This is a genomic window from Kitasatospora sp. NPDC091257 (genome assembly GCF_044757675.1).
Classification (GTDB): domain Bacteria; phylum Actinomycetota; class Actinomycetes; order Streptomycetales; family Streptomycetaceae; genus Kitasatospora; species Kitasatospora lactacystinica.
On the sequence record NZ_JBIVVI010000004.1, the window covers coordinates 1 to 26,699 of the forward strand.

18 protein-coding genes and 2 pseudogenes are annotated in these 26,699 nt (G+C 72.1%); 9 read left to right on the forward strand and 11 right to left on the reverse strand.

What is annotated here, in order from left to right:
* The 3 genes and pseudogenes from ACIQOV_RS00385 to ACIQOV_RS00395 all read right to left on the reverse strand — a co-directional run.
* A pseudogene (locus tag ACIQOV_RS00385) lies at positions 1–224 on the reverse strand (hypothetical protein); the annotation flags it as partial.
* 251 nt (positions 225–475) lie between these two features.
* Positions 476–2,200, reverse strand: a complete 1,725-nt coding sequence (treS, locus tag ACIQOV_RS00390) for a maltose alpha-D-glucosyltransferase (RefSeq protein ID WP_380348689.1) — start codon at positions 2,198–2,200, stop codon at positions 476–478.
* Positions 2,197–4,152, reverse strand: coding sequence for an alpha-1,4-glucan--maltose-1-phosphate maltosyltransferase (locus ACIQOV_RS00395; protein ID WP_401043217.1), 1,956 nt, complete (start codon positions 4,150–4,152; stop codon positions 2,197–2,199). Before ACIQOV_RS00395 ends, treS begins: the two co-directional genes overlap by 4 nt.
* A gap of 1,070 nt (positions 4,153–5,222) precedes the next feature.
* On the opposite strand from ACIQOV_RS00395, the gene glgP reads away from it, so the two are divergent.
* Positions 5,223–7,901 carry an alpha-glucan family phosphorylase gene (gene glgP, locus ACIQOV_RS00400; RefSeq protein ID WP_380538182.1) on the forward strand — a complete coding sequence of 893 codons (2,679 nt, stop codon included), beginning with the start codon at positions 5,223–5,225 and terminating at the stop codon, positions 7,899–7,901.
* A 167-nt stretch (positions 7,902–8,068) separates the two neighbouring features.
* On the opposite strand, the gene ACIQOV_RS00405 is transcribed toward glgP, so the two are convergent.
* Together ACIQOV_RS00405 and ACIQOV_RS00410 are read right to left on the reverse strand one after the other, a co-directional pair.
* Positions 8,069–9,916, reverse strand: a complete 1,848-nt coding sequence (locus tag ACIQOV_RS00405; RefSeq protein ID WP_380538180.1) for an ABC transporter ATP-binding protein — start codon at positions 9,914–9,916, stop codon at positions 8,069–8,071.
* Positions 9,913–11,808 (reverse strand): ABC transporter ATP-binding protein, encoded by a 1,896-nt coding sequence (locus tag ACIQOV_RS00410; protein ID WP_401043192.1) that lies wholly within the window; start codon positions 11,806–11,808, stop codon positions 9,913–9,915. Before ACIQOV_RS00410 ends, ACIQOV_RS00405 begins: the two co-directional genes overlap by 4 nt.
* A gap of 235 nt (positions 11,809–12,043) precedes the next feature.
* On the opposite strand from ACIQOV_RS00410, the gene ACIQOV_RS00415 reads away from it, so the two are divergent.
* Positions 12,044–13,471, forward strand: coding sequence for a family 2B encapsulin nanocompartment shell protein (locus ACIQOV_RS00415; RefSeq protein ID WP_401043194.1), 1,428 nt, complete (start codon positions 12,044–12,046; stop codon positions 13,469–13,471).
* A gap of 10 nt (positions 13,472–13,481) precedes the next feature.
* Here the strand turns inward: ACIQOV_RS00415 and glgX are convergent, their stop codons facing one another.
* A complete protein-coding gene (gene glgX / locus ACIQOV_RS00420; protein ID WP_401043196.1) occupies positions 13,482–15,770 on the reverse strand; it encodes a glycogen debranching protein GlgX in 2,289 nt (762 codons plus the stop codon).
* A gap of 216 nt (positions 15,771–15,986) precedes the next feature.
* Here glgX and ACIQOV_RS00425 point away from each other — a divergent pair, with 216 nt between their 5' ends.
* From ACIQOV_RS00425 to ACIQOV_RS00440, 4 genes are all read left to right on the forward strand, one after another.
* On the forward strand, positions 15,987–17,300 hold the full coding sequence (locus ACIQOV_RS00425) for an Ig-like domain-containing protein (RefSeq protein ID WP_401043198.1): 1,314 nt from the start codon (positions 15,987–15,989) through the stop codon (positions 17,298–17,300).
* A gap of 217 nt (positions 17,301–17,517) precedes the next feature.
* The gene (locus ACIQOV_RS00430) at positions 17,518–18,777 is read left to right on the forward strand and encodes an Ig-like domain-containing protein (protein ID WP_401043200.1); all 1,260 of its coding nucleotides are present in this window, start codon (positions 17,518–17,520) and stop codon (positions 18,775–18,777) included.
* Between the two features lie 232 nt (positions 18,778–19,009).
* Positions 19,010–20,236: an Ig-like domain-containing protein gene (locus ACIQOV_RS00435; protein ID WP_401043202.1), complete on the forward strand. Its 1,227-nt coding sequence runs from the start codon at positions 19,010–19,012 to the stop codon at positions 20,234–20,236.
* Between the two features lie 199 nt (positions 20,237–20,435).
* Positions 20,436–20,933, forward strand: a complete 498-nt coding sequence (locus ACIQOV_RS00440; RefSeq protein ID WP_359901437.1) for an ATP-binding protein — start codon at positions 20,436–20,438, stop codon at positions 20,931–20,933.
* Positions 20,934–21,266: 333 nt separating this feature from the next.
* Here the strand turns inward: ACIQOV_RS00440 and ACIQOV_RS00445 are convergent, their stop codons facing one another.
* The 3 genes from ACIQOV_RS00445 to ACIQOV_RS00455 all read right to left on the reverse strand — a co-directional run bounded on the left by ACIQOV_RS00445 (position 21,267) and on the right by ACIQOV_RS00455 (position 23,334).
* Positions 21,267–22,115, reverse strand: coding sequence for a hypothetical protein (locus tag ACIQOV_RS00445; protein ID WP_401043204.1), 849 nt, complete (start codon positions 22,113–22,115; stop codon positions 21,267–21,269).
* 209 nt (positions 22,116–22,324) lie between these two features.
* On the reverse strand, positions 22,325–22,525 hold the full coding sequence (locus ACIQOV_RS00450) for a DUF397 domain-containing protein (protein ID WP_401043206.1): 201 nt from the start codon (positions 22,523–22,525) through the stop codon (positions 22,325–22,327).
* Complete coding sequence (locus ACIQOV_RS00455) at positions 22,522–23,334, reverse strand: helix-turn-helix domain-containing protein (RefSeq protein ID WP_401043208.1); 813 nt, start codon at positions 23,332–23,334, stop codon at positions 22,522–22,524. The genes ACIQOV_RS00450 and ACIQOV_RS00455 overlap by 4 nt, the downstream gene beginning before the upstream one ends.
* A 162-nt stretch (positions 23,335–23,496) precedes the next feature.
* Here ACIQOV_RS00455 and ACIQOV_RS00460 point away from each other — a divergent pair, with 162 nt between their 5' ends.
* Positions 23,497–23,931 carry an ATP-binding protein gene (locus ACIQOV_RS00460; RefSeq protein WP_401043210.1) on the forward strand — a complete coding sequence of 145 codons (435 nt, stop codon included), beginning with the start codon at positions 23,497–23,499 and terminating at the stop codon, positions 23,929–23,931.
* A gap of 99 nt (positions 23,932–24,030) precedes the next feature.
* Complete coding sequence (locus ACIQOV_RS00465; protein ID WP_401043212.1) at positions 24,031–24,558, forward strand: GNAT family N-acetyltransferase; 528 nt, start codon at positions 24,031–24,033, stop codon at positions 24,556–24,558.
* Positions 24,559–24,618: 60 nt separating this feature from the next.
* On the opposite strand, the gene ACIQOV_RS00470 is transcribed toward ACIQOV_RS00465, so the two are convergent.
* Together ACIQOV_RS00470 and ACIQOV_RS00475 are read right to left on the reverse strand one after the other, a co-directional pair.
* Positions 24,619–24,840, reverse strand: a complete 222-nt coding sequence (locus ACIQOV_RS00470; RefSeq protein WP_401043214.1) for a hypothetical protein — start codon at positions 24,838–24,840, stop codon at positions 24,619–24,621.
* 45 nt (positions 24,841–24,885) lie between these two features.
* Entirely contained in the window at positions 24,886–25,581 is a 696-nt protein-coding gene (locus ACIQOV_RS00475; RefSeq protein WP_401043215.1) for a hypothetical protein, read from the reverse strand.
* A gap of 541 nt (positions 25,582–26,122) precedes the next feature.
* Here ACIQOV_RS00475 and ACIQOV_RS00480 point away from each other — a divergent pair.
* Positions 26,123–26,699 (forward strand): annotated as a pseudogene (locus tag ACIQOV_RS00480) (protein-L-isoaspartate O-methyltransferase); the annotation flags it as partial.

The following is a 26,699-nucleotide window of genomic DNA, read 5'->3' on the forward strand; positions in this document are numbered from 1 at the left end:
GGCGTTCTGCTGGGCGACGGCCTTCTCGGCGGCCTGCTTCGCGGAGCTGCGTACCAGCGCTGGGTGGGCAGCCACGCCGCGATCAGCGGCAGGGCCGCCTGGACGAGTTCGCTGACGCCCAGGGCGGTTCTCCGGACCCCGGCGCCCCGGGTGCCCGCCGCGGCGGCGGAACCGGCGGGGGCGCCGTCCTGGAGGTGGGCTTGAGAACGGGAGGTTTCGGACATGGCTCCCTTTCCCCGGAAGCACGCGGACTGCCCGACGGGTCGTGGCCGGGTCCGTCAGTCTTCCGGATTGCGGCGGCGCGGCGGTCGCGGCACGCGAGCACGGCTCGGGTGTCACGCCTTCGTGTGGGTGGCCGTTGGGCTGTTCTCCGTACGCGGTGGTGCAGAGAACTCCGGGGGCGCGGGGGTTCAACTCGCGCCCCCGGAGGGTCTGATGGTGCTGTTCACGCTGGTGTGCGGCGTGCGGCGGATCGTTACTTCGATCGCCTGGTCCCGCTCAGGCGCGGGGGCTGCCGGAGCTGGAACCAGTAGAAGCCGTGCCCGGCCAGGGTGAGCAGGTAGGGCCACTCGCCGATCGACGGGAAGCGCACCCCGCCGATCAGCTCGACCGGATACCGCCCGCCGTACTGCCGCAGGTCCAGCTCGGTCGGCTGCGCGAACCGCGAGAAGTTGTTCACGCACATGACCAGGTCCCCCTCGTGCTCGCGCACGAAGGCCAGTACGGCGGGGTTGCTGGAGGGCAGTTCGGCGTAGCCGCCGAGGCCGAACGCCGGATTGAGCTTGCGGATCTCGATCATGCGACGCGTCCAGTGCAGCAGCGAACTCGAACTGCTTTGCTGCGCCTCGACGTTGGTCACCTGGTAGCCGTACACCGGGTCCATGATGGGCGGCAGACTGAGCCTGCCCGGGTCGGCGGAGGAGAAACCCGCGTTGCGGTCCGGGGTCCACTGCATCGGGGTGCGCACGCCGTCCCGGTCGCCGAGCCAGATGTTGTCGCCCATGCCGATCTCGTCCCCGTAGTAGAGCACCGGGGAGCCGGGCAGGGAGAGCAGCAGGGCGGTGAACAGCTCGATCTGGTTGCGGTCGTTCTCCAGCAGCGGGGCGAGCCGGCGGCGGATGCCCACGTTGGCGCGCATCCGCGGATCCTTGGCGTACTCCGCGTACATGTAGTCGCGCTCCTCGTCGGTGACCATCTCCAGGGTCAGCTCGTCGTGGTTGCGCAGGAAGATGCCCCACTGGCAGCCGCCGGGGATCTGCGGGGTCTTGGCGAGGATCTCCGACACCGGGTAGCGGGACTCCCGGCGCACCGCCATGAAGATCCGAGGCATCACCGGGAAGTGGAACGCCATGTGGCACTCGTCGCCGCCGGAGGCGAAGTCGCCGAAGTAGTCGACGACGTCCTCCGGCCACTGGTTCGCCTCGGCGAGCAGCACGGTGTCCGGGTAGTTGGCGTCGATCTCCTTGCGGACCCGTTGGAGGAACTCGTGGGTCTCCGGCAGGTTCTCGCAGTTGGTGCCCTCGCGGGCGAACAGGTACGGCACCGCGTCCAGCCGGAAGCCGTCGATGCCGAGGTCGAGCCAGAACCGCAGCCCGGCGATCATCTCGTCCTGGACCCGGGGGTTGTCGTAGTTGAGATCCGGCTGGTGCGAGAAGAAGCGGTGCCAGAAGTACTGCTTGCGGACGGGGTCGTAGGTCCAGTTGGACGTCTCGGTGTCGACGAAGATGATCCGGGCGTCCGGGTACTGCTTGTCGTCGTCGGCCCACATGTAGAAGTCGCCGTACGGCCCGTCCGGGTCCGTCCGGGAGGCCTGGAACCACGGGTGCTGGTCGCTGGTGTGGTTCATGACGAAGTCGATGACGATGCGCATGCCGCGGGCGTGGGCGGCGTCGACGAACTCCATGAAGTCGGCGAGGTCGCCGAACTCCGGCAGCACCGAGGTGTAGTCGGACACGTCGTACCCGCCGTCGCGCAGGGGCGAGGCGAAGAACGGGGGGAGCCAGAGGCAGTCGATCCCGAGCCACTGGAGGTAGTCGAGCTTGGCCGTGAGCCCCTTGAGGTCCCCGACCCCGTCGCCGTTGCTGTCCTGGAAGGACCGCACCAGCACCTCGTAGAAGACCGCACGCTTGAACCAGTCGGGGTCGAGCGTCTTCTTCGAGGTCTCGGGGAAGGTGTCGGGGACGGGCTCGTTCACTGTCACGCTGGGTTCCTCCGAACCGTGAGGAGGTGAGCCGGCTCGGCTGAGGGATCGAGCCGGACGTAGTTGTGCCGGCCCCAGGTGAAGACGGCGCCGGTGAGCTCGTCGTGCACCGCGTACGGGCCGTCGCCGTCCAGCGTGACGGTGGCCTCCTGGACGTGGTGCGGGTCGAGGTTCACCACGGTGATGACCTGGTCGGTGAGCCCCTCGGGGGTGGTCGCGGTCTTGGAGTAGGCGAGCACCTGGTCGTTGTCGGTGGGGTGGAAGCGCAGGTCGCGCAGCTGCTGGAGGGCGGGGTGGCGGCGGCGCAGCCGGTTCAGCACGGTCAGCAGCGGGGCCAGGGTGTCGGTGCGGCTCCAGTCGCGCGGGCGCAGTTCGTACTTCTCCGAGTGCAGGTACTCCTCGGAGCCCGGGTGGGCCGGCTCGTCCTCGTACAGCTCGTAGCCGGCGTAGACGCCGTAGCTGGGGGAGAGGGTGGCGGCGAGCACCGCGCGGACCGCGAAGGCGGCCCGGCCGCCGTGCTGGAGGTACGCGTGCAGGATGTCCGGGGTGTTGGTGAAGAAGTTGGGCCGCATGTAGGCGGCGGCGTCACCGGTGAGTTCGGTGAGGTACTCGGTGAGTTCCGGTTTGGTGGTGCGCCAGGTGAAGTACGTGTACGACTGGTGGAATCCGATCTTCGCCAGGGTGTGCATCATCGCCGGGCGGGTGAAGGCCTCCGCCAGGAACACGACGTCGGGGTCGGTCCGGGCGACGTCGGCGAGCACCTTCTCCCAGAACGCCACCGGTTTGGTGTGCGGGTTGTCGACCCGGAAGATCCGGATGCCGTGGGACATCCAGAACCGGAGGATCCGGATGGTTTCCTTGACGATTCCGTCCATGTCCTGGTCGAAGTTGACCGGAAAGATGTCCTGGTACTTCTTCGGCGGATTCTCGGCGTACGCGATGGTGCCGTCCGCGCGATGGCTGAACCATTCCGGGTGCTTGTTCACCCAGGGGTGGTCGGGGGAGCACTGGAGGGCGAAGTCCAGCGCCACCTCCAGGTGCAGCGCCCGGGCCTCGGTGACGAAGTGGTCGAAGTCCTCGATGGTGCCGAGGTCCGGGTGGACCGCGTCGTGGCCGCCCTCGGGGGAGCCGATCGCCCAGGGCGAGCCGACGTCGTGCGGGCCGGCCGTCAGGGTGTTGTCCGGGCCCTTGCGGAAGGCTCGGCCGATCGGGTGGACCGGCGGCAGGTAGACCACGTCGAAGCCCATCGCGGCGACGGCCGGCAGCCGCTCGGCGGCGGTGCGCAGGTTGCCCGGGCGCGGCGGCTCGACGCCGGTCGGGTCCACCACGGCGCCCTCCGAGCGGGGGAAGAACTCGTACCAGGAGCCGAACAGCGCGCGCTCGCGGTCCACCTGGAGCGGCAGCGGGCGGGAGGCGCTGAGCAGCTCGCGCAGCGGGTGGCGGACCAGCACGTCGAGCACCTCGGGGGCGAGCGCGGCGGCCAGCCGGGACAGCGGCGGCATGGTCGGGTCGCGCAGCGCGTCGGCGGCGGCCAGCAGGTCGGCGCGGCCCTCCTTCTTGGGCACCCCGGCGGCGGCCCGTTCCAGCAGCCGGGCGCCCTCCTCCAGGACCAGCGCGGTGTCGATCCCGGCGGGCAGCTTCACCGCGGCGGTCTTGCGCCAGGTGGCGACCGGGTCGCTCCACGCCTCCACCAGGTACGACCAGCGCCCGGGCGCGGTCGGGGTGACGTACGCGCCCCAGCGGTCGGTGCCCTCGGCCAGTTCGCGCATCGGCGTCCACGGGCCGCTGCGGCCGCGCGGGTCGCGCAGCACCACGTTGGCGTTGACGGCGTCGTGGCCCTCGCGGAAGACGGTCGCGGTGACCGGGAAGGTCTCGCCGACGACGGCCTTGGCCGGGCGGCGGCCGGCGTCGACGAGGGGACTGACGTCCAGGACGGGGATGCGGCCGATCACGGTGTCGCTCTCTGTCGTCTTGCGGGCGGAGGGCTTGGTGGAGGGCTTGGTGGAGGGCTTGGCGGCGGCCTTGCCGACGGTCCTCCCGGCGGGTTCGGCCGCGGTCCGGCGGCGCGGCGCGGGATCGGCCCCGGTGCCGGCCTTCGGGGTGGTGGCCGACGCGGTGCCGGTGGTGCGGCGCGTGGTGGTGCGCCGGCGGGGCGTCGCGGTCCGGTCCTCCTCGCTCCCGGGGTGTCGGGTCGCGGAGGGCTGTGCCGCGGGGGGCTGGGCTTCGGAGGATCCGCCACCGCCCGCCCCGGACGCCCTCGGCGCCGGCATCGCCGGATCTGTCCGAGTGTCAGAATCCATCCGTCCGGCGGATTCCGCGACCGCTGCGTCGAGGCCTTCGGCCACCGGTGTGGACTGGTCCCGCGTGTCGCCGTGCATGCCAAGCTCCTGCCCGAGATCGGCGGCAGCTCCCCGCGGGCCGGGGTCGGGCCGGGGGAGTACCGGAGGACTGCTGGGTGGGGAGGACGTGCCACCGGAGCCTGCCCGCGCCGCTGTTCCCGGCAACCTGCCCGGCGCCCGCCGAGCCGGTGGTGGGACGCCCCGGAGCCCGTGTGCGTCCCGGCGCACGCCTGCGCGGGCCACGCCCCGGCCGACCCGGTCCACCCGTGAACGAGCGGGCCGGGCGTCAGGACACGCGTCCGTGCGCGGTGAGCGCCGAATGGGCTAAGAAGGACGGGAACGGCCAACACGAAAAGGATTCGGACGTGCTGCTTCGCGGGGGACGCCACCCGTCGTCGCACTCCCCACAGCACCAACGACCTTCGGTCATCCTCGCACCGGCGACAAGGTTTTTGCAGCGGTACGACAGTAGTTTCGGGCCTTCTCCCGGGTGGACGGGCCCCCGGAAATGGAGTCGTACCGAAGAGTTCACGTATTGGTAGCGCGGGCCTCCGAAATGTGCGCCGCGCGCGCCCCTCGTGCAGACCAATGCGCCGAATGCGATCTCATCAATAGCCCGAACGGATGCCCAATAGCCCACTTGACGCACTGTCGGACCGACCGCCGAGGCTACGCTTCACGCCGTGAAGGCAATCCGCAGATTCACCGTCCGCACCGTCCTGCCCGAACAACTCCAGCCGTTGCACGAGCTGGCCCTCAACCTGCGCTGGTCCTGGCACCCCGAGACCAGGGACCTCTTCCGGTCCGTGGACCCGGAGGTCTGGGCCGCGACCGGCGAGGACCCGGTACGGCTGCTCGGGGAGGTCCCGGCCGCCCGACTGGCCGCACTCGCCACGGACCGGCGCTTCCTGCGCAGACTCGGCGACCTCGCCGACGACCTGCGCGAGTACCTCACCGGCCCCCGCTGGTACCAGAACCGGCAGCAGTCCGACGCCGCCCCGCTGCCCGCCGCGATCGCCTACTTCTCGCCGGAGTACGGCATCGCCGCCGCGCTGCCCCAGTACTCCGGCGGACTCGGCATCCTGGCCGGCGACCACCTCAAGGCCGCCAGCGACCTCGGCGTGCCGGTCGTCGGCGTCGGCCTGTTCTACCGGCACGGCTACTTCCGGCAGTCCCTGAGCCGGGACGGCTGGCAGCAGGAGCGCTATCCGCTGCTCGATCCGGACGAACTCGCGGTCAGCCTGCTGCGGGAGGCCGACGGCACCCCCGGCCGGGTCGACCTCGCCCTGCCCGGCGGCCGCACCCTGGCCGCCCACATCTGGAAGGCCCAGGTCGGGCGGGTCCCGCTGCTGCTGCTCGACTCCGACATCGAGGCCAACTCGCCCGCCGAGCGGGACGTCACCGACCGGCTGTACGGCGGCGGCAGCGAGCACCGGCTGCTCCAGGAGATGCTGCTCGGCATCGGCGGCGTCCGGGCGGTGCGCACCTACTGCCGGCTCACCGGGCACCCCGCCCCCGACGTCTTCCACACCAACGAGGGCCACGCCGGTTTCCTCGGCGTCGAACGCATCCGCGAACTGATCGCCGACGGCCGGGCCGGCCTCGACTTCGCCGCCGCCCTGGAGGCCGTCCGGGCCGGCACCCTCTTCACCACCCACACGCCCGTCCCGGCCGGCATCGACCGCTTCGACCGCGAGCTGGTCGCCCGCCACTTCGGCGGCGACGCCACGCTGCCGGGCGTACCGGTCGACCAGGTGCTCGCGCTCGGCGCCGAGAGCTGGCCCGACGGGGACCCGAAGCTCTTCAACATGGCCGCCATGGGCCTGCGGCTCGCCCAGCGCGCCAACGGGGTCTCCACCCTGCACGGCGAGGTCAGCCGCTCGATGTTCAACGGCCTGTGGCCCGGCTTCGACCCCGCGGAGGTGCCGATCACCTCGGTCACCAACGGCGTGCACGCCGCCACCTGGATCGACCCGGCGGTGGTCCGGCTCGGCGCCGCCGAACTCGGTGCCGAGCGCGCCGAGGAGGCGATGACCACCGGCGAGACCCGGCGCTGGAGCGGACTGGAACGCATCGGCAACACCGAGGTCTGGGAGCTGCGGCGCACCCTGCGGGCCCAGCTGGTGGAGGAGGCCCGCCGCCGGCTGCACGCCTCCTGGCGCCGGCGCGGGGCCGGCGCGGCCGAGCTCGGCTGGGTCTCCTCGGTGCTCGACCCCGACGTGCTCACCATCGGCTTCGCCCGCCGGGTGCCCTCGTACAAGCGGCTCACCCTGATGCTGCGCGACCCGGAGCGGCTGCGCGGACTGCTGCTGCACCCCACCCGGCCGGTGCAGATCGTCGTCGCCGGCAAGGCCCACCCGGCCGACGACGGCGGCAAGCGGCTGATCCAGCAGATGGTCGCCTTCGCCGACGATCCGGCGGTGCGGCACCGGATCGTCTTCCTGCCGGACTACGACATGGCGATGGCCCAGCGCCTCTACCCGGGCTGCGACGTCTGGCTGAACAACCCGCTGCGCCCGCTGGAGGCCTGCGGCACCTCCGGGATGAAGGCCGCGCTCAACGGCTGCCTCAACCTGTCCGTCCTGGACGGCTGGTGGGACGAGTGGTTCGACGGCCGCAACGGCTGGGCGATCCCCACCGCCGACGAGAGCGGCGGGGCGCTCGACCCGGACAGCGGCGAGGCCGAGCGGCGCGACGACATCGAGGCGGCCGCGCTCTACGACCTGATCGAGAACCAGGTCGCCGCCCGGTTCTACGACCGGGACGCCGACGGGCTGCCGCAGCAGTGGATCGCCATGGTCCGGCACACCCTGGTCACCCTCGGGCCCAAGGTGCTGGCCGGGCGGATGGTCCGGGAGTACGTCGAACGGCTGTACGCCCCGGCGGCGCAGGCCCAGCGGGAGCTGGCGGGGCAGCACGCGACCGGGCGGTTCACGGGCGCGCGCGAGCTGGCGGTCTGGAAGGCGAAGGTCCGGGAGGCGTGGCCGGCCGTCCGGGTCGAGCACGTCGAGGCGGACTGCCCGGCCGAGGCGCAGGAGCTGGGCAGCTCGCTGGCGCTGCGGGTGCAGGTCGCGCTCGGGACGCTGGAACCGGGCGACGTCGAGGTGCAGGCGGTCTCCGGCCGGGTGGACGAACGGGACCGGATCTCGGACGCCTGCCTGCTCGCCCTCAAGCCGGTCGGCGGGCCGGACCTGGACGGCCGCACCCGCTACGAGGGTTCGTTGGAGCTGTGCCGGACCGGCCCGTTCGGCTACACCGTCCGGGTGCTGCCCGCGCACCCCCGGCTGGCCTCGCCGGCCGAGCTGGGGCTGGTCGCCCTGCCGGCCGAGTCGGCCGGGATGGACGCCGGACTGCTGCGCTGACCCCGCGGGCGGCTGCCGTGCGTCCCGGGGAGGACGGCAGCCGCCCGCGGGGCCGTGAACCACGGCCGCGGCCGGGCCCGTACGTCCGGTCGGGAAGTGGGGAGGCCCGGCCGGGTGCGTGACGGCGCACCCGGTCGGGCACATTCATGGGGGCCCGGAGCCGGACCCTAGACCAGGCTGTCCCGCCAGGCCCGGTGGAGGGCGGCGAAACGGCCGGAGCCGTCGATCAGCTCCTGTGGGGAGCCATCTTCCACGATCCGGCCCTGGTCCATCACCAGGACACGGTCGGCGATCTCCACGGTGGAGAGCCGGTGGGCGATGATCACCGCCGTCCGGCCGGCCAGCACGGTGCGCATCGCCCGCTGCACGGCCTGCTCCCCGGGGACGTCCAGCGAGCTGGTCGCCTCGTCCAGGATCAGCACCGCCGGGTCGGCCAGCAGGGCGCGGGCGAAGGCCACCAGCTGGCGCTGGCCGGCCGAGATCCGGCCGCCGCGCTTGCGCACGTCGGTGTCGAAGCCGTCCGGCAGGGCGGCGATGAACTCGTACGCGCCGATGTCGCGGGCGGCCTGCTCGACCTCCGCGCGGGTGGCGCCGGGGCGGCCGATCGCGATGTTCTCGGCGACGGTGCCGGAGAACAGGAAGGACTCCTGGGTGACCATCACCACCCCGCGCCGCAGCTCGGGGGTGGCCAGGTCGCGCAGCTCCACGCCGTCCAGCCGGATCCGGCCGTCGGTCGGGTCGTAGAAGCGGGCCAGCAGCTTGGCGACCGTCGACTTGCCCGCGCCGGTCGCGCCGACCACCGCCACCGTCTGCCCGGCCGGGATCGACAGGTCGAAGGGCGGCAGCACCTCCTTGCCGGTCCGGTAGGCGAAGCGGGTGCCCTCGAAGGCCACCGCCCGGCCCTTGCCGTCGGCCCGGGGCAGCTCGACGGGCTCGGCCGGCTCGGCGACGGTCGGCTCGTGGGCGAGCAGGCCGGAGATCTTCTCCAGGGCGGCGGCGGCCGACTGGTAGCTGTTCAGGAACATCGCCAGCTGGTCGATCGGGTCGAAGAGCCGGCGCAGGTAGAGCGCGAAGGCGGTGAGCACGCCCAGCTCCAGCGCGTCGTCCACGACCAGGTAGGCGCCGAGCAGCACCACGCCGGTGGTCCACAGGTTGGCGGTGGCGCGGGAGAGGCCGACGTAGCGGGCGATCTCCAGCAGGCCGTCCGCCGTCGCGGTGGCGGACTGCTGGTTGACCACGGCGAAGGCCGCGTCGTTGGCCTTCTCGCGGCGGAAGGCCTGCACCGGACGGATGCCGTTCATGGTCTCGGTGAAGCGGACGATCAGCGAGGCCGCCGAGGTGCGCGAGCGCCGGTAGACCCGGCGCGAGCGGCGGCGGAAGGAGCGGGCGATCAGGGCCAGCGGCAGGAAGGCCGCCAGCGAGACCAGGCCGAGCCGCCAGTCCAGCACCAGCAGCAGCACCGAGATGTAGCAGACCGACAGGAAGACCGTCAGCAGCTCCTGCAGACCCTCGGAGAGCAGCTCGCGCAGCGCGTCGATGTCGCTGGTGGCGCGGGAGATGATCCGGCCCGAGGTGTAGCGCTCGTGGAAGTCCAGGCTGAGCCGCTGGGCGTGCCGGAAGATCCGGCCGCGCAGCTCCAGCACGATGTCCTGGTTGACCCGGGCGCTGATCTTGATGAACGCCCACTGCAGCACCGGGCTGAGCAGCGCGCAGAACAGGTAGGCCGCGACCACCGCGATCAGCGGGCCGGAGTCGTGCTCGCGCAGTGCCGGGATGCCGCGGTCCATCGCCACCGCGACCAGCAGCGGTCCGGTCTGGAGCGCGGCCTGCTGGACCAGGATGATCACCATCGCGATGGTGATCCGGGCCCGGTGCGGGCCGAGCAGCGAGCGCAGCAGCGCCCGGGGAGCACCCGGTGGGACGGGGATGTCCTCCTCGTCGGCGGGAGGTGCGGGCAGCTCCTCCTCGGCCGGCTCGGCGGGCCCGGTCCGGACGGGTTCGGCGGTGGTGGTCATGCGCGCCCTCCATTCGACGCGAGGGAGCCCTCGGGCACCGGGGCGGCCTCGCCCGACATCAGTTCTCGGTAGTGCGCGCAGTCGCGCAGCAGCTCCTGGTGGGTGCCGACGGCCGCGATCCGGCCGTCCGCCAGCACCGCGACCCGGTCGGCGAGCAGCACGGTGCTGGGGCGGTGGGCGACCACCAGGGCGGTGGTGGTGCCGAGGACCTCGCGCAGCGCCCGCTCGACCAGGGCCTCGGTGTGCACGTCCAGGGCGGAGAGCGGGTCGTCCAGCACCAGGAAGGCCGGGTCGCCGACCACCGCGCGGGCCAGCGCGAGGCGCTGGCGCTGGCCGCCGGACAGGCTCAGCCCCTGCTCGCCGACCTCGGTGTCCGGGCCCTGCGGGAGCTTCTCGACGAAGCCGGCCTGGGCGGTGGCGAGGGCGGTGCGCAGCTGCTCCTCGCCGGCGCCCGGGGCGCCCATCAGGACGTTCTCCCGGACGGTGGCGGAGAACAGGGTGGGTTCCTCGAAGGCGACCGCGACGAGTTCGCGCAGCCGCTGCCGGGGCAGCTCGCGGACGTCCCGGCCGTCCAGCGTGATGGTGCCGGCGGTGGCGTCGTACAGCCGGGGGAGCAGGGCGGTGAGCGTGGTCTTGCCGCTGCCGGTGGCGCCGACCAGGGCCATCGTCTCGCCGCTGCGGACGTGCAGGTCGATGCCGGCCAGCAGGTCGGGGCTGTCCCCGGGGGCGTCGGGGTAGCGGAAGCGGACGCCGGTGAAGCGGATGCCGTCCGCGGCGGCGAGTTCGGCGGCGGTGCCCGGGTCCGGGGTCTCCGGCTCGTCCATCACTTCGAAGAAGCGGTCGGTGGCGGTGGCCGCGTCGTTGCCGTAGGCGAGCAGCCAGCCGAGCGACTCGACGGGCCAGCGCAGCGCGAGCGCGGTGGAGAGGAAGGCGACCAGGGTGCCGGCGCTCAGGCCGTCGTTCGCCACCAGGTAGGCGCCGACGGCGAGGGCGCAGCCCAGCGCGATCTCCGGCAGTCCGACGGTGACCGCCCACAGGTTGGCGAGCAGGTGCGCCTTGCGCAGCTCGGTGCGGCGCAGCTCCTGGGACTGGGCGCGGAAGCGCTCGGCCATCGAGCGGTGGCGGCCGAAGGCCTTGAGGATGCGGATGCCGAGGACGGACTCCTCGACCACGGTGGCGAGGTCCCCGTTCTGGTCCTGGGCGCGCCGGGTGGCGCCGGAGTAGCCGGTCTCGAACCGCCGGGTGACCACGAACAGCGGGACGACCGGGATCAGGGCGATCAGGGCGAGCCGCCAGTCCTGGGTGAACATCAGCACCGTGCCGGCCAGGAACATCACCGAGTTGACGATCAGGAAGACCAGCGGGAAGGCCAGGAACAGCCGCATGGTGTACATGTCGGCGGTGGCCCGGGAGAGCAACTGGCCGGAGCCCCAGCGGTCGTGGAAGGAGACCGGCAGCCGCTGGAGCTTGGCGAAGAGGTCCCCGCGCATCGCCGTCTCCAGCCCGGCCAGCGGGCGGGCCAGCACCACCCGGCGGGTGTAGAACAGCGCCGACTCGACCAGGCCGAGGATCAGCAGCAGGCCGACCAGGGGCCAGAGGCCGGCGAGGTCGCGCTCGGCGAGCGGGCCGTCCACGATCCGGCCGAGGACCACCGGGACGGCGAGGGTGCTCAGCATGGCGAGCGTCGCGGCCGTCACCGAGACGGCCAGCCGGCCGCGGACGGCACGGGCGTACGGCCACAGGCGTAGCAGGGAGCGGACCGCGGAGTGTCGCGGCCCGGGCCCGGTCCGGCCGGTTCCGTCGGGTTCGTCGGTTCTGCCCAGCTCCCCGGGGCCGTCGGTTCGGGGGCTTCCCTGGGGCGGGTTGTCGTGGTCCTGCCTGTTCTCGGCCATCGCGGTGAGGGTAGGCACAGAGCCCGTCACTTCTCATCCGGTTTTTCGCCCCTGTCGGTGCGGCCCGCCGAGAACCGGCCACCTGAACGGCCGGGGCGGGCGCGAAAGGACGGGGCGCGCACAGCCGTTCGTGCGGACAGGAGTGCGCCGCGCGCCTCTTGCGAGCGCCCTGCTGATCGGCCGATGACAGCTCCTGACGGACTGCCTTTGATGCGCGAGTGACAGGAGTGCACACATGACGGTCGAAACCGAACCCACCCCGGGGCCCGGCTCCGCAATCGTGCAGGTACGGGCCCAGCTCAGTCTCAGCACGACCGCGGCGCGGAACCTGGCGACGACGACCAAGTCGAAGCCGCAGATGCAGGAGATCACCTCCCGCTGGCTGCTGAGGATGCTGCCGTGGGTGGAGGTCAGCGCGGGCACCTACCGGGTCAACCGGCGGCTGAGCTTCGCCCCCGGGCAGGGCCGGGTGAGCTTCGCGAAGACCGGCTCCGCGGTGACGGTGATCGCCCCCTCGCTGGCCGAGGTTCCGGCGCTGCGCGGTTTCGAGGACGAGGAGGTGCTCGCCGAGATGGCCCGCCGGTTCGTCCAGCGGGACTTCGCGCAGGGCGACGTGCTGGTGCGGGAGGGGGCGCCGATCGAGGAGGTGTTCCTGATCGCGCACGGCAAGGTGGACCGGATCGGCACCGGCAAGTACGGCGAGCAGACCGTGCTCGGCTCGCTCGCGGACGGCGACCACCTGGGCGCCGAGGCGATCACCGAGGGCGGCGGCACCTGGCCGTACACCGTGCGGGCGAACACCTCAGGGGTCGCGATGACGCTGTCCTGGCCGGTGCTCCAGGAGCTGATCGGCCGCTCCGAGGCGCTGCGCGAGCAGCTGCTGGGCTTCGCCGCCGACGTCGCGCAGGCGCAGAACGAGCACGGCGAGGCGAGGATCGACCTCTCGGCCGGCCACCGGGGCGAGTACGAGCTGCCCGGCGCCTTCGTGGACTACGAGCTGAAGCCGCGCGAGTACGAGCTGAGCGTCGCGCAGACCGTGCTCAAGGTGCACACCCGGGTCGCGGACCTCTACAACCAGCCGATGAACCAGACCGAGGAGCAGCTGCGGCTGACCGTCGAGGCCCTGCGGGAGCGGCAGGAGCACGAGCTCGTCAACAACCCGGAGTTCGGCCTGCTCGGCAACGCCGACTTCGACCAGCGGATCCAGACCCGCGCCGGGGCGCCCACCCCGGACGACCTGGACGAGCTGCTGAGCATGCGCCGTGACACCGACTACCTGTTCGCCCACCCGCGGGCGATCGCGGCCTTCGAGCGGGAGTGCAACCGGGCCGGCGTCTACCCGTCCACCGTCGACGTCCTCGGCAAGCAGCGGCCGACCTGGCGCGGGGTGCCGATCTTCCCGTGCAACAAGATCCCGGTGTCCGACCAGCAGACCACCGCGTTCATCGCGATGCGCGTCGGCGAGGAGAACCAGGGCGTGGTCGGCCTCACCCAGGTCGGCATCCCGGACGAGGTGGAGCCGGGCCTGAACGTGCGGTTCATGGGCATCGACGAGAAGGCGATCGCCTCCTACCTGGTCAGCACCTACTACTCGGCGGCGGTGCTGGTGCCGGACGCGATCGGGGTGCTGGAGAACGTCGAGCTCGGGCACGCCCGCGGCTGAGCCCGGGCCCTCAGACGGCGGGCGCGCGCAGCAGCCGCAGCGAGCGCCCGCCGAGCACGACGGCGCCGCGCGGGCACGGTCCGTCCGGGCCCGCGGCGGTGTCGACCACCGTCTCCCAGCCGACCGCCGCCTCCCGCCCGACCGCCGCCTCCCGCCCGGCCGGCGCCTCCCGCCCGGTCATCGGCTCCCGTTCGGCGGCCGGCGCCGCGCGGGGCTCGCCGGGCAGGGTGAACACCACCGGTTCGTGGCCCGCGTTGAGCAGCAGCAGGAAGCTGTCGTCGCTGAGCGGCAGCCCGGTCTCGTCCCGTTCGGACAGCGCGGTGCCGCAGAGCAGCATGCCGAGGCAGGCGGTCGGCGCGAACCAGTCGGCCTCGGTCATCTCGGTGCCCCGCGGGGTGAACCAGACGAGGTCGGGCCGGCCGCCGGGGCCGGTGGCGCGGCCGGAGAAGAACGCCCGGCGGCGCAGCACCGGGTGGGCCCGGCGCAGCCGGACCAGCCGGGCGGTGAGCTCGCACAGCTCCTGCCAGCCGGGCTGCTCCAGCAGCGACCAGTCCAGCCAGCCGACCTCGTTGTCCTGGCAGTAGGCGTTGTTGTTGCCGCCCTGGGTGCGGCCCAGCTCGTCGCCGGCGGTGATCATCGGGACGCCGGCGGAGAGCAGCAGGGTGGCCGTCAGGTTGCGCAGCTGGCGCAGGCGCAGGGAGTTGACCGCCGGGTCGGCGGTCTCGCCCTCGGCGCCGTGGTTCCAGGAGCGGTTGTCCTCGGTGCCGTCCCGGTTGTCCTCGCCGTTGGCCTCGTTGTGCTTGCGGTCGTAGGAGACCAGGTCGCGCAGGGTGAAACCGTCGTGCGCCGTCACGTAGTTGACCGAGGCGCCCGGGCGGCGGCCGGCCCGCTGGTAGAGGTCGGAGGAGCCGGAGAGGCGGTAGCCGAGCTCGCGCACGTCGGGGCGGGCGCCGCGCCAGAAGTCCCGTACGGTGTCGCGGTACTTGTCGTTCCACTCGGCCCACAGCGGGGGGAAGCCGCCGACCTGGTAGCCGCCCGGGCCCACGTCCCAGGGCTCGGCGATCAGCTTCACCCGGCTGAGCAGGGGGTCCTGGGCGACGGCGGCGAGGAAGGGGTGGTCCATGTCGACTGCGTCGCCGCCGTTCGGACCGCCGCGGGCCAGCGCGGCGGCCAGGTCGAAGCGGAAGCCGTCCACGCCCATCTCGGCGACCCAGTAGCGCAGTGAGTCGGTGATCAGCCGGATCACCTGGGGGCGGCGGGTGTCCAGGGTGTTGCCGCAGCCGGTGTAGTCGGCGTAGCCGCGGGGGCGGTTGGGCGGGAGGCGGTAGTAGGCGGCGTTGTCGATGCCGCGCAGCGAGAGCGCCGGGCCGAGTGCGCCGCCCTCGGCGGTGTGGTTGAACACCACGTCCAGGATCACCTCGATCCCGGCGGCGTGCAGGGCGCGGACCATCCGCTTGAACTCGCCGACCTGGCCGCCGCGGGAGCCGGAGGCGGAGTAGCCGGCGTGCGGGGCGAAGTAGCCGATCGTGTTGTAGCCCCAGTAGTTGACCAGTCCGCGGGCCTGCAGGTGGTCCTCGCTGGCGTGCTGGTGCACCGGCAGCAGCTCGACGGCGGTCACCCCGAGGCGGGTGAGGTGGGCGACGGCGGCGGGGTGGGCGAGGCCGGCGTAGGTGCCGCGCAGCTGCGGCGGGACCTCGGGGTGGCGCATGGTGAAGCCGCGCACGTGCAGTTCGTAGAGCACCGTCTCGGCCCACGGGGTCCTCGGGCGGTGGTCGTCGGACCAGTCGTCGTCGTCGTGGACGACCACGGATCTGGGCACGTACGGCGCGGAGTCGCGGTTGTCCCGGACGGTGTCGGCGGCGTCCGCCTCGGGCCAGTTGCGGACGGCGGAGCAGACGGCGTCGTGCGAGGTGTAACAGCCGTCCACGGCGCGGGCGTACGGGTCGAGCAGCAGCTTGGCCGGGTTCCAGCGGGCGCCGGTCCACGGGTCCCAGCGGCCGTGCACGCGGAAGCCGTAGCGGGTGCCGGGGCGCACGTCGGGGAGGAAGCCGTGCCAGATCTGGACGTCCTGCTCGGTGAGGTGGTGCCGGCTCTCCCGGCCGTCCTCGTCGAACAGGCACAGCTCGACGGCCTCGGCGCCGGCCGCCCAGAGCGCGAAGTTGGTGCCCCGGCGGCCGCGCCGGTCGGTGCGGCAGCGGGCGCCGAGCGGCTGCCAGCTGCCGGGCCAGGGCGGTTCGGCGGTGCGGTGCGGACCGCCGACCGGCCGTACCCCGGCTTCCAGCTCCTGCCCTGACGCCATGGCCGCACCCTCCCTGGGCGGGGTGTCCCGGACCCCGTTCACCTTCTCCTTCCCGGATTGCGCAGATCGGAAGCCGTTGAACGGGGGCTTACCGGCGGATGGCGGCCAGGGTGGCGGGTTGACGGGATGGGGGGATTCCGGGGCGATCGGCGTGTCCCCGCGTCGATGCGCCTCGTTGTTCCCGGCGTCGGACGCGAACAGTGGGAGGGCCCCGGGATGCGGCGCCGAGGACGGGTGTGGGCGCGGGGCGCGGCGGCGGTGGCCTGCTGCCTTGCCGTCCTGACGGGTTGCGGCGGCGGTGGCTCCACGGCCGTGCCGGACGGGGACGCGGTCGCGGCCGGTGGGCACACCACGCCGGCGGCGCCGTCCCGGGCGGTGCTCACCGTGCAGCCGGCCGACGGCGCGCAGGACGTGCAGCCGGAGGGCGCCGTCCGGGTGAGCGCCGCGCAGGGCCGGCTGGTCTCCGTCCGGCTGGCCGACGCCAAGGGCACCGAGGTGCCCGGCACGATCGCCCCGGACGGCACCGGCTGGGCGCCGGACGGCCCGCTGCCGCTCGGCACCGCGTTCACCCTGGACTCCGTCGCCGAGGACGAGCAGGGCCAGAAGGCGGCCCAGCACTCGGCGTTCACGACCGTCGCCCGGGCGCACACCTTCGTGGCCTTCTTCACCCCGGAGGACGGCTCCACGGTCGGCGTCGGCATGCCGGTGTCGCTGCGCTTCAGCCGTCCGATCACCGACCGGGCGGCGGTGGAGAAGGCCGTCCAGGTCGCCGCCGACCCGCCGGTGCCGGTGGCCGCGCACTGGTTCGACGGCCAGCGGCTGGACTTCCGGCCGCAGCAGTACTGGGCGGCCGGCACCAAGGTCGCGGTGGCGCTGCGGCTCAAGGACGTGCAGGGCGCGCCGGGGGAGTTCGGCACCCAGAGCCGGGAGCTGCACTTCACCGTCGGCCGGGCGCAGGTCTCCACCGTCGACCTGGACGCCCACACCCTGACCGTCCGGGCCGGCCAGGGCGGCGCGGTGGTCCGGGTGCTCAAGGTCTCCGGCGGCAGCCGGGACCACTCCACCTACCGGGGCGTGATGGTGGTGTCGGAGAAGTACAAGGTGACCCGGATGGACTCGCAGACCGTCGGCATGGGCGACGAGTACGACATCAAGGACGTCCCGCACGCCATGCGGCTGACCACCTCCGGCACCTTCGTGCACGGCAACTACTGGGCCGACCCGGGGGTGTTCGGCGCCGCCAACACCAGCCACGGCTGCATCGGGCTGGCCGATGCCAAGGGCGGGGCGAGCAAGGACTCCCCGGCGGGCTGGCTGTTCGAGCACACCATCCCGGGGGACGTGCTGGAGGTGAAGGCCTCGTCCGGGGACTTCGTGCCGCCGCAGAACGGGCTCAACGGCTGGAACGTGCCGTGGGAGCAGTGGGTGGCGGGGAGCGCGCTGCCGCAGGCGGCGTCGGTCGGGGCGTCCGAGTCCGGGGTTCCGTCGGCCGTGGTGTCCGTTCCGGCCGTGCCGCCGGCCGTGCCGTAAGGGCCGTTCAGGGGTCCGAGGGGGTTTCCGTCCCGTTCCGTCCCGACTTCACGGCTGCTTCACACGCCGTCAACCCGACTCCCCTCAGCTTTCACTCGGAAGGCTTAGTTATCCTGCTCCGGCGCGTCCGGGGTCCGGCCGGAAAGATCGGCCGGACAGTGCAACTCATGGGGGCACTCAACGCGTCAAGTGAGTGAATACCGGGAGGGGAGAAACCGTGAAGACGGGTAAGACGGCCGGCGCAGCGATACGCACCACCAACCGCTACGGGCGCAGGAGTGCGATGGCGCTGGTCATGGGTGGGGTGCTGCTGCTCACCGCGGCCTGCAACGACGACAAGGGCAGCGGTTCGGGTGGTTCGGGCGGTTCGGCGGCCGGCGGTGGGGCCTCGGCTTCGGCCGCGGCGGACGGGGGCGGGTCGGCCACGCCGAAGCCCTCGGCCGCGGTGCTCGCCGTCGAGCCGAAGGACGGTGCCCAGGACGTCCCGCCGAACGGGCTCCAGGTGTCCGTCTCCAACGGCAAGCTCACCACGGTCGAGGTGACCGACAAGGACGGCAAGCCGGTCGACGGGGCGATCACCCCGGACGGCTCCGGCTGGAAGCCCGCGGGGGCGCTCGCGGTCGGCATGGCGTACAAGGTGAACGCGCAGGCGAAGGACGGCGAGGGCCTGGTGGCCGCGTCCACCACCTCGTTCACCACCCTGACGCCGGACAAGAAGATCGCCACCAACGACAACATCAGCGACGGCGCCACCTACGGCGTCGGCATGATCGTCTCGGTGAACTTCAACAAGGACGTCAAGAACAAGGACGCCGTCGTCAAGGGCATCAGCATCGAGTCCAGCAACGGCACCGTGGTCAAGGGCCACTGGTTCGGCGACCGCCGGGTGGACTTCCGCCCGGAGCAGTACTGGGCGCCGGGCACCAAGGTGACCGTCAAGTACCGGCTGAAGAACGTCGAGGTCGCGCCCGGCATCTACGGCGACGTGGACAAGGACGAGCCGTTCACCATCGGCCGGTCGATGATCTCCACCGCGGACGCCAAGTCGCACCAGATGACCGTCGAGCGGGACGGTCAGAGCGCCACCCTGCCGGTCACCCTGGGCGCGGACGCCACGCCGTCCTGGGGCGGGACGATGGTGGTCATGTCCAAGGAGAAGGTCACCCGGATGAACTCGCAGACCGTCGGTCTCGGCGGCGAGTACGACATCCAGGACGTGCCGCACGCGATGCGGCTGACCACCTCCGGCACCTTCGTGCACGGCAACTACTGGGCCAGCCCGTTCGGCAAGACCAACGCCAGCCACGGCTGCGTGTCGATGCAGGACGTGAAGGGCGGCAGCGACAGCTCGGTCGCGGGCAAGTTCTTCAACGACTCGATGATCGGCGACCCGATCAAGGTCGTGAACACCAAGGAGAAGACCGTCGCGCCCTCCAACGGGCTGGGCGGCTGGAACGTGGACTGGGCCAACTGGTAGGCCCTACCCGCCGGAGGGCCCGGATACCCGGGCCCTCCGGCGAGTCCTTCGCCGCGCGGCCCGATCCTCACCCGTTGGGGTCGGGCCGCCGCGGTTTCCGGGGCGATCAGCCCCACGCGTGGCGCAACCTTTCCGGTGGCCGGGTGCGTGCAACCGGTCGGGTCCGTCGGGTCCACGGGGAGTTTCTCGGATCTTCTGAGGGAGGGAATCGACGTTGAGGTCGATACGCAGAGTGGTGGCGGTCGGTCTGGTCGGCGGGGCGATGACGCTGACGGCGGCCTGCGGCGGGGGCGGCGGGGGTACGGGGGGCAGCGCGGCCAAGGCCGACCTGGGGGCCGGCGGGGCCGCTGCCACGCCCGCGGCGGCGGCGCCCACCAGCGCGGTGCCCACCAGCGCGGTGCCGAAGGTCTCCACGGCCGCCGTGAGCATCGAGCCCAAGGCCGGCTCGGTGGACGTGGCGCCGAACGCGCTCAGGATCGGCGCGACCGGGGGCAGGCTCACCACCGTCAAGGTGAGCGACAAGGCCGGCAAGGAGGTCCCCGGCACCATCTCCGCCGACGGCGCCTCCTGGACGCCGACGGCCGGCCTGGAGGTGGGCACCGCCTACCAGGTCAGCGCGATGGCCGCGGACGCGAACGGCGCGGTCGCCACGGCGGACAGCAGCTTCACCACGCTGACGCCGACGGCGCTCGCCAAGGCCTCCGACAACGTGGACAACGACGCCACCTACGGCGTCGGCATGATCGTCTCGGTGAACTTCGGCAAGGACGTCAAGAACAAGGACGAGGTCCTGCGGGGCATCACCTTCCAGACCGACAACGGCACCGTGGTCAAGGGCCACTGGTTCAACGACCGCCGGCTGGACTTCCGCCCGGAGCAGTACTGGACGCCCGGGACCAAGGTGGTCGTGCACTACCGGCTCAAGAGCGTCGAGATCGCCCCGGGGGTGTACGGCGCGGACCGGGACGAGCCCTTCACGATCGGGCGGTCCCAGGTTTCGACGGTTGACGCCGCGGCACACAAGATGACGGTCGTACGGGACGGTGCGTCGAGCGACATCGACATCAGCGCCGGCGCACCCGAACACCCCACCTGGAACGGCACGATGGTGGTCATGTCCAAGGAGGGCGTGGTGCGGATGCAGTCCAGCACCCTGCCCGGGATGACCGGCGCGCCGTACGACCTCCAGGTCCCGCACTCGATGCGGCTCACCGACTCCGGCACGTACGTGCACGGCAACTACTGGAGCAGCAGCAGCACCTTCGGCGAGGACAACGTCAGCCACGGCTGCGTGGGCCTCAAGGACGTCGAGGGCGGCGGCGCCAGCACCTCCATGGGCAAGTTCTACGACGGCTCGCTGGTCGGCGACGTGATGGTCGTGAAGAACTCGATCCGGAAGGAGACGCTCGACCCGGCGAACGGGCTGAGCGGCTGGAACGTGCCGTGGAGCAACTGGTGACCGGCTGCTGAGGCGTGCGAGGGGTCAACTCGGGATTGACGGAAGTCGGCCCGGGTGACCCCTTCTTGCTTCCGGCATATGCCGACTCGCGGAGATCGTTTGCTCATTGTCCGTACGCGGCTGCTTGCGTTCCGCAATGATGGTCCGCATGGCGGGTTGGGGCGAAGCAGATCAGTCATCGGTTCCCGGGGTCGGCGCGGTGGCCGAGGTTTCCTGGATCGACGTCCAGGGCGGCGGGCTCTCGGCGCTGGAGCGGCTCACCTCCGAGGAGCTGGAGGAGCTGTACTCCGGCAGACTGTGCGACCAGTCGGCGCCCAACGAGGTGCGGCTGCCGTCCCGGCCGGAGTCGGGCCCGGTGGCCCGCAGACTGGTGCTCTCCGTCCTGGAGTCCTGGGAGCTCCACCAGCACCTGGAGGCCGGGGAGTTGCTCACCAGCGAGCTGGTGGCCAACGCGGTGCGGCACGCGGCCGGGCGCACCATCGGCCTGCACGTCAGCCGCAAGCCCGGCTGGCTCCGGATCGAGGTCCGGGACTCCTCCCGGGCGCTGCCCTGCATGATCCTCGCCGAGGCCAGGCCGGTGAACGAGCGGGGGCGGGGGCTGAAGATCGTCGACGACCTCGCCGACCGCTGGGGCGCGGACCTGCTGCCGCGGGGCAAGGGTGTCTGGTTCGAGCTGAAGGTGCGCGAGCGGCCCTGAGGGCCGGGGTGGGTCCGAGGTCCGGGCGGGGCCGACGGTTTCCCCGGAAAACACGCAGGGCCCCCGGATTCGCCGTGGTCCGGCGGGCGGGGGCCCTTGCAGGTCATCGCGCCGGCCAAGGGGGTGCGTGCCGCGCGATGGGTGTCGGCAGTGCCAGGTCGGGCCCGCCGAAGTCATCGACCCAGGGCGGCGTGCGGTGTCGCCCGCCGGTGGGCCGCTTCGACTATCGCACGGATCTCAGCATGCGGGCAAACCAGGCGTCTTGGAATGCAAGGCTTGTTACCTAGTTCACCTTTGGATTTTGCATACGTTAACGCCATTGCCTGTGAATATTCACGATCGCGGCGATGTGACCATGGCTTGGCGGGCTCGCGCGGCGTGCGCGCGGACGGCGGTCGGGGAGAGGCCGCCGGAGCGGGGCCGTGGGGTCGCATTTCCGCCGCCGCTGCGGCAGGCGCGGCAGAGGCCGCCGAGGAGGACCTGCGGTCGGCAGGGGGTCCGGCAGTCGGTGCACTCGGGGATGCGGACGGCTTCCGGCGGCTGCGGGCGTTCGGGCGGAAGCTTGTCGATCAGGCGGCGCCGGGTGAGGGCCGCCGCGCTGTGGACCGGGGTGGGCAGGCCCGAGGTGAGGGCGTTCATGAAGAGGGCCAGGGTGGCGCCCCGGGCGAACCACTCGGCGGCGAGCGGTTCGAGCGCTTCGCAGTCGGTGGCGGAGAGGGAGAGGCGGGCGTCCGCGATGCCGAGGCCGGCGAGGGCGGCGTAGGCGACCGAGGTGAGGGGGGCGCGGTTGCGCGTTCGCTCTTCCGGGGGATCGGGTGCGGAATCCGTTGACGCCTCCCCGGCGCCCCCGGTGGCGAGGAAGTGGTTCCACCAAGCGTCGGAGCGGGGCGTCCGGGAGAAGTAGGTGCGGAACACCCACTGGGGGTGCTCGGCGTTGACCCGTTCCCGGACGCGGCGCAGGTGACCTGCGGTGGAGAGCTTGTTGAGGGCCGAGCGGACGGCCATCTGCCCGAAGAGGGGCTGGTGCGCGGCGAGGGTTTTCACGTCCATCGCGGCGCCGTCGGGAAGCTGGTTGATCAGGCTGGCGAGGTATGCCTCGCGGGCCGGGAGGTGAGTGAAGTCGTCCGCTGCCGGGGGGAGTTGCCCGGGGGCCGACTGCTTGCCGCATCCGGGGGAGGCCATGACGGTAGAGTCGTGGGTAGCCACAGGATCGAACCCTCTTCGATCGTGCCGGTCAGACCCCCGTTCGGTGTTGCTGCACCGGCGGGGGTTGTTTCGTTAGTGCGCACGCTACATGGGGGAACTGCCTGTGGAGAAGTCGTGACGATAAGTCATATCTGCTGCGTGCGGGGGTGGTTGGAAGGTGGTTACCCACCCGTTCCACTAAGGGGTCACTCGGGCTCGGTGGCTTGAGCTTCGGCCGCGAAGGCGACGAAGGCCGACCAGGCGGCGGGGGAGAAGGCGAGGGTCGGGCCGGCCTTGTCCTTGGAGTCGCGGACGTGGATGGAGGAGGGGGAGGGGGCGACTTCGATGCACTCGCCGCCGTTGTCGTCGCTGTAGCTGGACTTGAACCAGTCGGCTTCGGCGCTCATAGCTCCTCCGAGACTTTCCCGATGAACTCTGCGGACTCCTCGACACTGAGGGCCTGCATGCGGATCATTCCATGCCGCTGCCTGAGGACGTTCACCCTGTCCGGGTCGGAATGCAGCACGCCGGTTCGATGCCCTTCCACGTAGGCCAGCTGCTCGTGGTCGGCCGTCTCCAGTAGGGTGATGGGGCCGGTGAGGGCGGGATATGCCGCGCGATCTGCAGGAAGCACCTGGATCGCGACGTTCCGCAGGCGGCTCACATCGATGATGTGCGCGAGCTGCCTCTTCATGAGGTCCGCGCTGCTGACCCTTGCCCGCAGTGCGGCTTCGTAGATCACGAAGCCGAACAGCACCCTCGGTGAGTTCGACAGTTTCTCCTGGCGTTGCATCCGGCCCGCGACGCGCGCTTCGACGCTGTCGTCGTCCAGGGGCGGACAGGCGTGGCTGGTCAACTCTCGGGCGTATTCCTCGGTCTGGAGCAGTCCCGGGATGAGCAGGGCCGCGTACGAGTGGATCGCAATCGCGTCGGCCTCGGCATGCGTGTAGCCCTGCGAATAGGACGGGAACTTCTCGGGCGCCAGGTAGTCCGCCGCCCCCAGCAGCATCCCCTTCGCGTCACACAGTTCATCCGCCGTCTGAAGCAGCTTGAGCGACGGCCGCCGCCTCCCCGCCTCCATCGACCGCACGCTCTCGATGTCGTAGCAGGCTTCCTTGGCCAACTGCTCGCGGGTCACTCCCGCCTTCGTACGCCACCGCTTGAGCTGGTCGCCGCAGTACTTCCACGACATCGGGTTTTCCTTCGGCGTGCTCACGGCCCCGTGCTCCTCCCTGCCCTGGTCGCAGGGCGGTTCAAGCTCTCGCTGTACGTATCGCGTAACTGCTGAGGCTATGCCCGGCTGCCGACGCTTGAAGGGTGAAATGGCCGAACTCAGCTCTCCCGAGTGAAGCCGTCCGTACGCCCCCCAAGGACTCTGATGCTCACTCACCCCGTCGATGTCGTCGAGTGGATGTTCCCCCGCCTCCCTCGTAGCGCCGGCCGTGCCCGGATCCGTTTCATCCGGCAGGCCTTCGAGTGGGAGGTGCCCGTCGACTCCGCCGAGACCGGGCTGATCCTCCTCAGCGAACTCGTCACCAACGCCTGCCGTCACGCCCGCTCCCAGCGCGACCGGATGATCGGCGTCCGCGTCCTCCTCCCCACCGACTCCCTCCTCCGCATCGAGGTCTCCGATGCGAACGCCACGCTCCCGACCCTGCGCCACGCCACCCTCGACGACGAGTCGGGCCGTGGCCTCGGACTCGTCGCCTCCCTCTCCACCTCCTGGGGCGCCCACCTGCGCGGTGAGGGCTACATCGGCAAGACCGTCTGGTGCGAACTGGCCCTCCCCACCCCGGCCAACCCGCACGGCTGAGCCCGGTCCTCCGGGCGCACGCAACTGGCATCCCGCCGGAGTCCGTCCTGATCTTCAACGGCGCCGGAAGTCGCCGCCCGAGAGGATCAGGAGACCACCATGCGACCCCTTCCCTGGCCGCCCGCCCCGATCAGGACCGAGCGGCTCGTGCTCCGCGAGCCCGAGGCCCGGGACCGGGCGGCGTTCATCGAGCTGCTGGCCTCGCCGGAGGTGAACACCTACCTCGGTGGGGCCCGGCCGCGTGACGAGATCGAGCGCGAGATGCCCGGGGCGCCCAGCCGCAGCCCCGGCATCTTCGCGGTCGATCTCGACGGGGAGACGATCGGCCAGGTCCTGCTCCGCAAGGAGGCGGGGCGCCTCGGCCGGGTCGGCGAGAGGGCCGAGCTCGGCTACCTGTTCCTGCCGCAGGCGTGGGGACGCGGCTACGCCGCCGAGGCGTGTGGGGCGGCGCTCGACTGGTTCGCCGGCGTGCTCCCCGGCGAACCGGTGGTGCTCGCCACCCAGACCGCCAACCTCCCCTCGATGCGTCTCGCGGCGAAGCTGGGCTTCACCGAGGTCGAGCGCTTCGAGGCCTTCGGCGCCGACCAGTGGTTGGGCCTCTGGTCCCCGCCGCCGGCCCACGACTGACCCGGCCCGCCGGTCGCGCAGGAAGTCGGGTGGGCCGACTTCTCACGCTCGCCCCCGGGGTCAGTTCCACGGTTCCCGGTCGGGGTCTTCGCCCAGCACCTTCGCGGCGGCGACGCAGAGGTCCCTGCCGTAGATCTGGTTGCTGCCGTACTCGGAGCCCCACAGGTCGGTCGCGGCCCGGGCCACGGAGCGCCAGGTGAAGTCCTCGTCGACTCGCCACGTCCGTATCTGCACGGCCATCTCCGTCGTGAGCGCCGCCGGGTCCACAAGGCTGTGTGTCATTCCGGCGACCCTACGGCGTGTCCGACAGTTCCGGCGGGCCGTCGGTCAGTCCTTCGCCTCGACCTCGACGGCGGCCCGGATGTCCAGCGTGCGCAGGGCCAGTTCCTCGGGCTCGCCGGCGCCCGTCTCGTCGACGACGATGCCGACGGTGGTGCCGTCCGCCCAGGCGCAGGTGGTGAGGGACGCGGCCGGGTAGTCGAGCACCGCGCAGTCCAGCGCGCCGCCGAGGGGGCCGGCCGGGTAGTCCTGGCGCGCGACCACCGGGTTGTCCGACGGGTCGCTCATCGTCTGCGTGCCGAAGTACTTGTCCAGCTCCCGCCGGACGTCCGGGAAGCTGCCGGTCAGCCCGATCACGGTCAGCGTGGTTTCGGTCGACCCGGCGGCGCCGTAGCCGGCCACCGTCAGCTCCCGGTACGGCCGCAGGGCCGTCATCTGCCGCTCGATGTCGGCGCGCAGGGCCAGGGTGCTGTCCTCGTCCGGGAGCCGCACCTGGTCGCCGATCCGGTCCGCGAGCACGATCCGGTGCCGCGTCGGGGCGCCGGCCCCGGTCACCGCCGCGACGGTCAGCGCGGCGAACAGGCCGACGACCACGACCCCCGCGATCAGAGCCTTGCGGGGCACCCGCCGGTACCAGGGCAGCGGAGCCACCGGCTCCAGGGTGTTCGCCCAGATCGCCCGGAGGCCGCTGGGCTTCTCGGCCACCTGGGCACTCTCGAACGTGGTCGTATCGTCACTCTGCACGGGGCCGGATCCTACGTCAGCGCCCGGAACGCCCGCCGGGGTTTTCCGGGCGCCGACGCCTCCGGTGGCAGCCGCATCCCCAGCCTCACGGGACAGAACACCCAGGGACATCGCGGGTGTTCGCGGTCGATGCCGAGCAGGTTCCACTCATCACGCTTGCTCTCCGCCTTGTAGGCGTCGCGCGGCATCCGTCGGAGATCCCTTCCGAAGACATCCGTACAACCTGCTTCTCGTCAACCAGCCGATGCCTCGACCTTGGGGCCGTCGGCAACCAAGCCTGCATCCAGGGCGAACCATGATGACGACCTCCGAACAGGGCAAGGGCCACCGGACGCGCCCATGGCCGCTCCCGCACGCCCCTACCTCTGGATGCGATGCGGCGCCAGGATGGCAACCGGTTGTGTCCGTCCCAGTGACAGGAGAACAGCATGGGAGAGCACTCGAAGCCGCCGCAGGACCCGAGCCAGGGAACGCCCCCGCCGAACAACGCCGACGGGAAGGTCACCCCGCCGCCGCCGAGCAACGGCAAGCACAAGAAGTGATGACGAGCGACGACGGGGGCCTGGCCGGGTACCGGGCAGGCCTGTACGTGGAGATGGAGCGGCGCGGGGCGTGGCCGGAGGATTCGCCGTGGCTGCGCGACGCCTTCGCCGCGCTGCCGCGCGACCGGTTCGCGCCGGACCGGTTGTGGCGGTGGGACGGCTGGGCCTACGTGCCGATCGACCGCGCGGAGGACCGGGACAGGTGGGCCGCCGAGCTGTACTCCGGCGTCGATGCCCCGGCCGTCACCCAGCTCACCGGCGGCCTCCCGTCGTCGTCGCTGTCCGCGCCCTCCGTGGTGGCGGACATGCTGGACAGCCTCCGGGTGGAGCCGGGGCACCGGGTGTGGGACATCGGCACCGGCCAGGGCTGGACGGCGGCGCTGTCCGCCTGGCGGGCCGGGCCGGGTCGGGTGGTCACCACCGAGGTCGACGAGCACCTGGCCGCGTTCGCCCGGGCCAGGCTCGCGGACGCCGGGCTCGACGTCGAGGCGGCGGCCGGGGACGGTACCGGTGGCGGGGTGCCGGGCGGCGGCCCGGTCGACCGCCTCCACGCCGCCTACGCCGTCGAGACCGTCC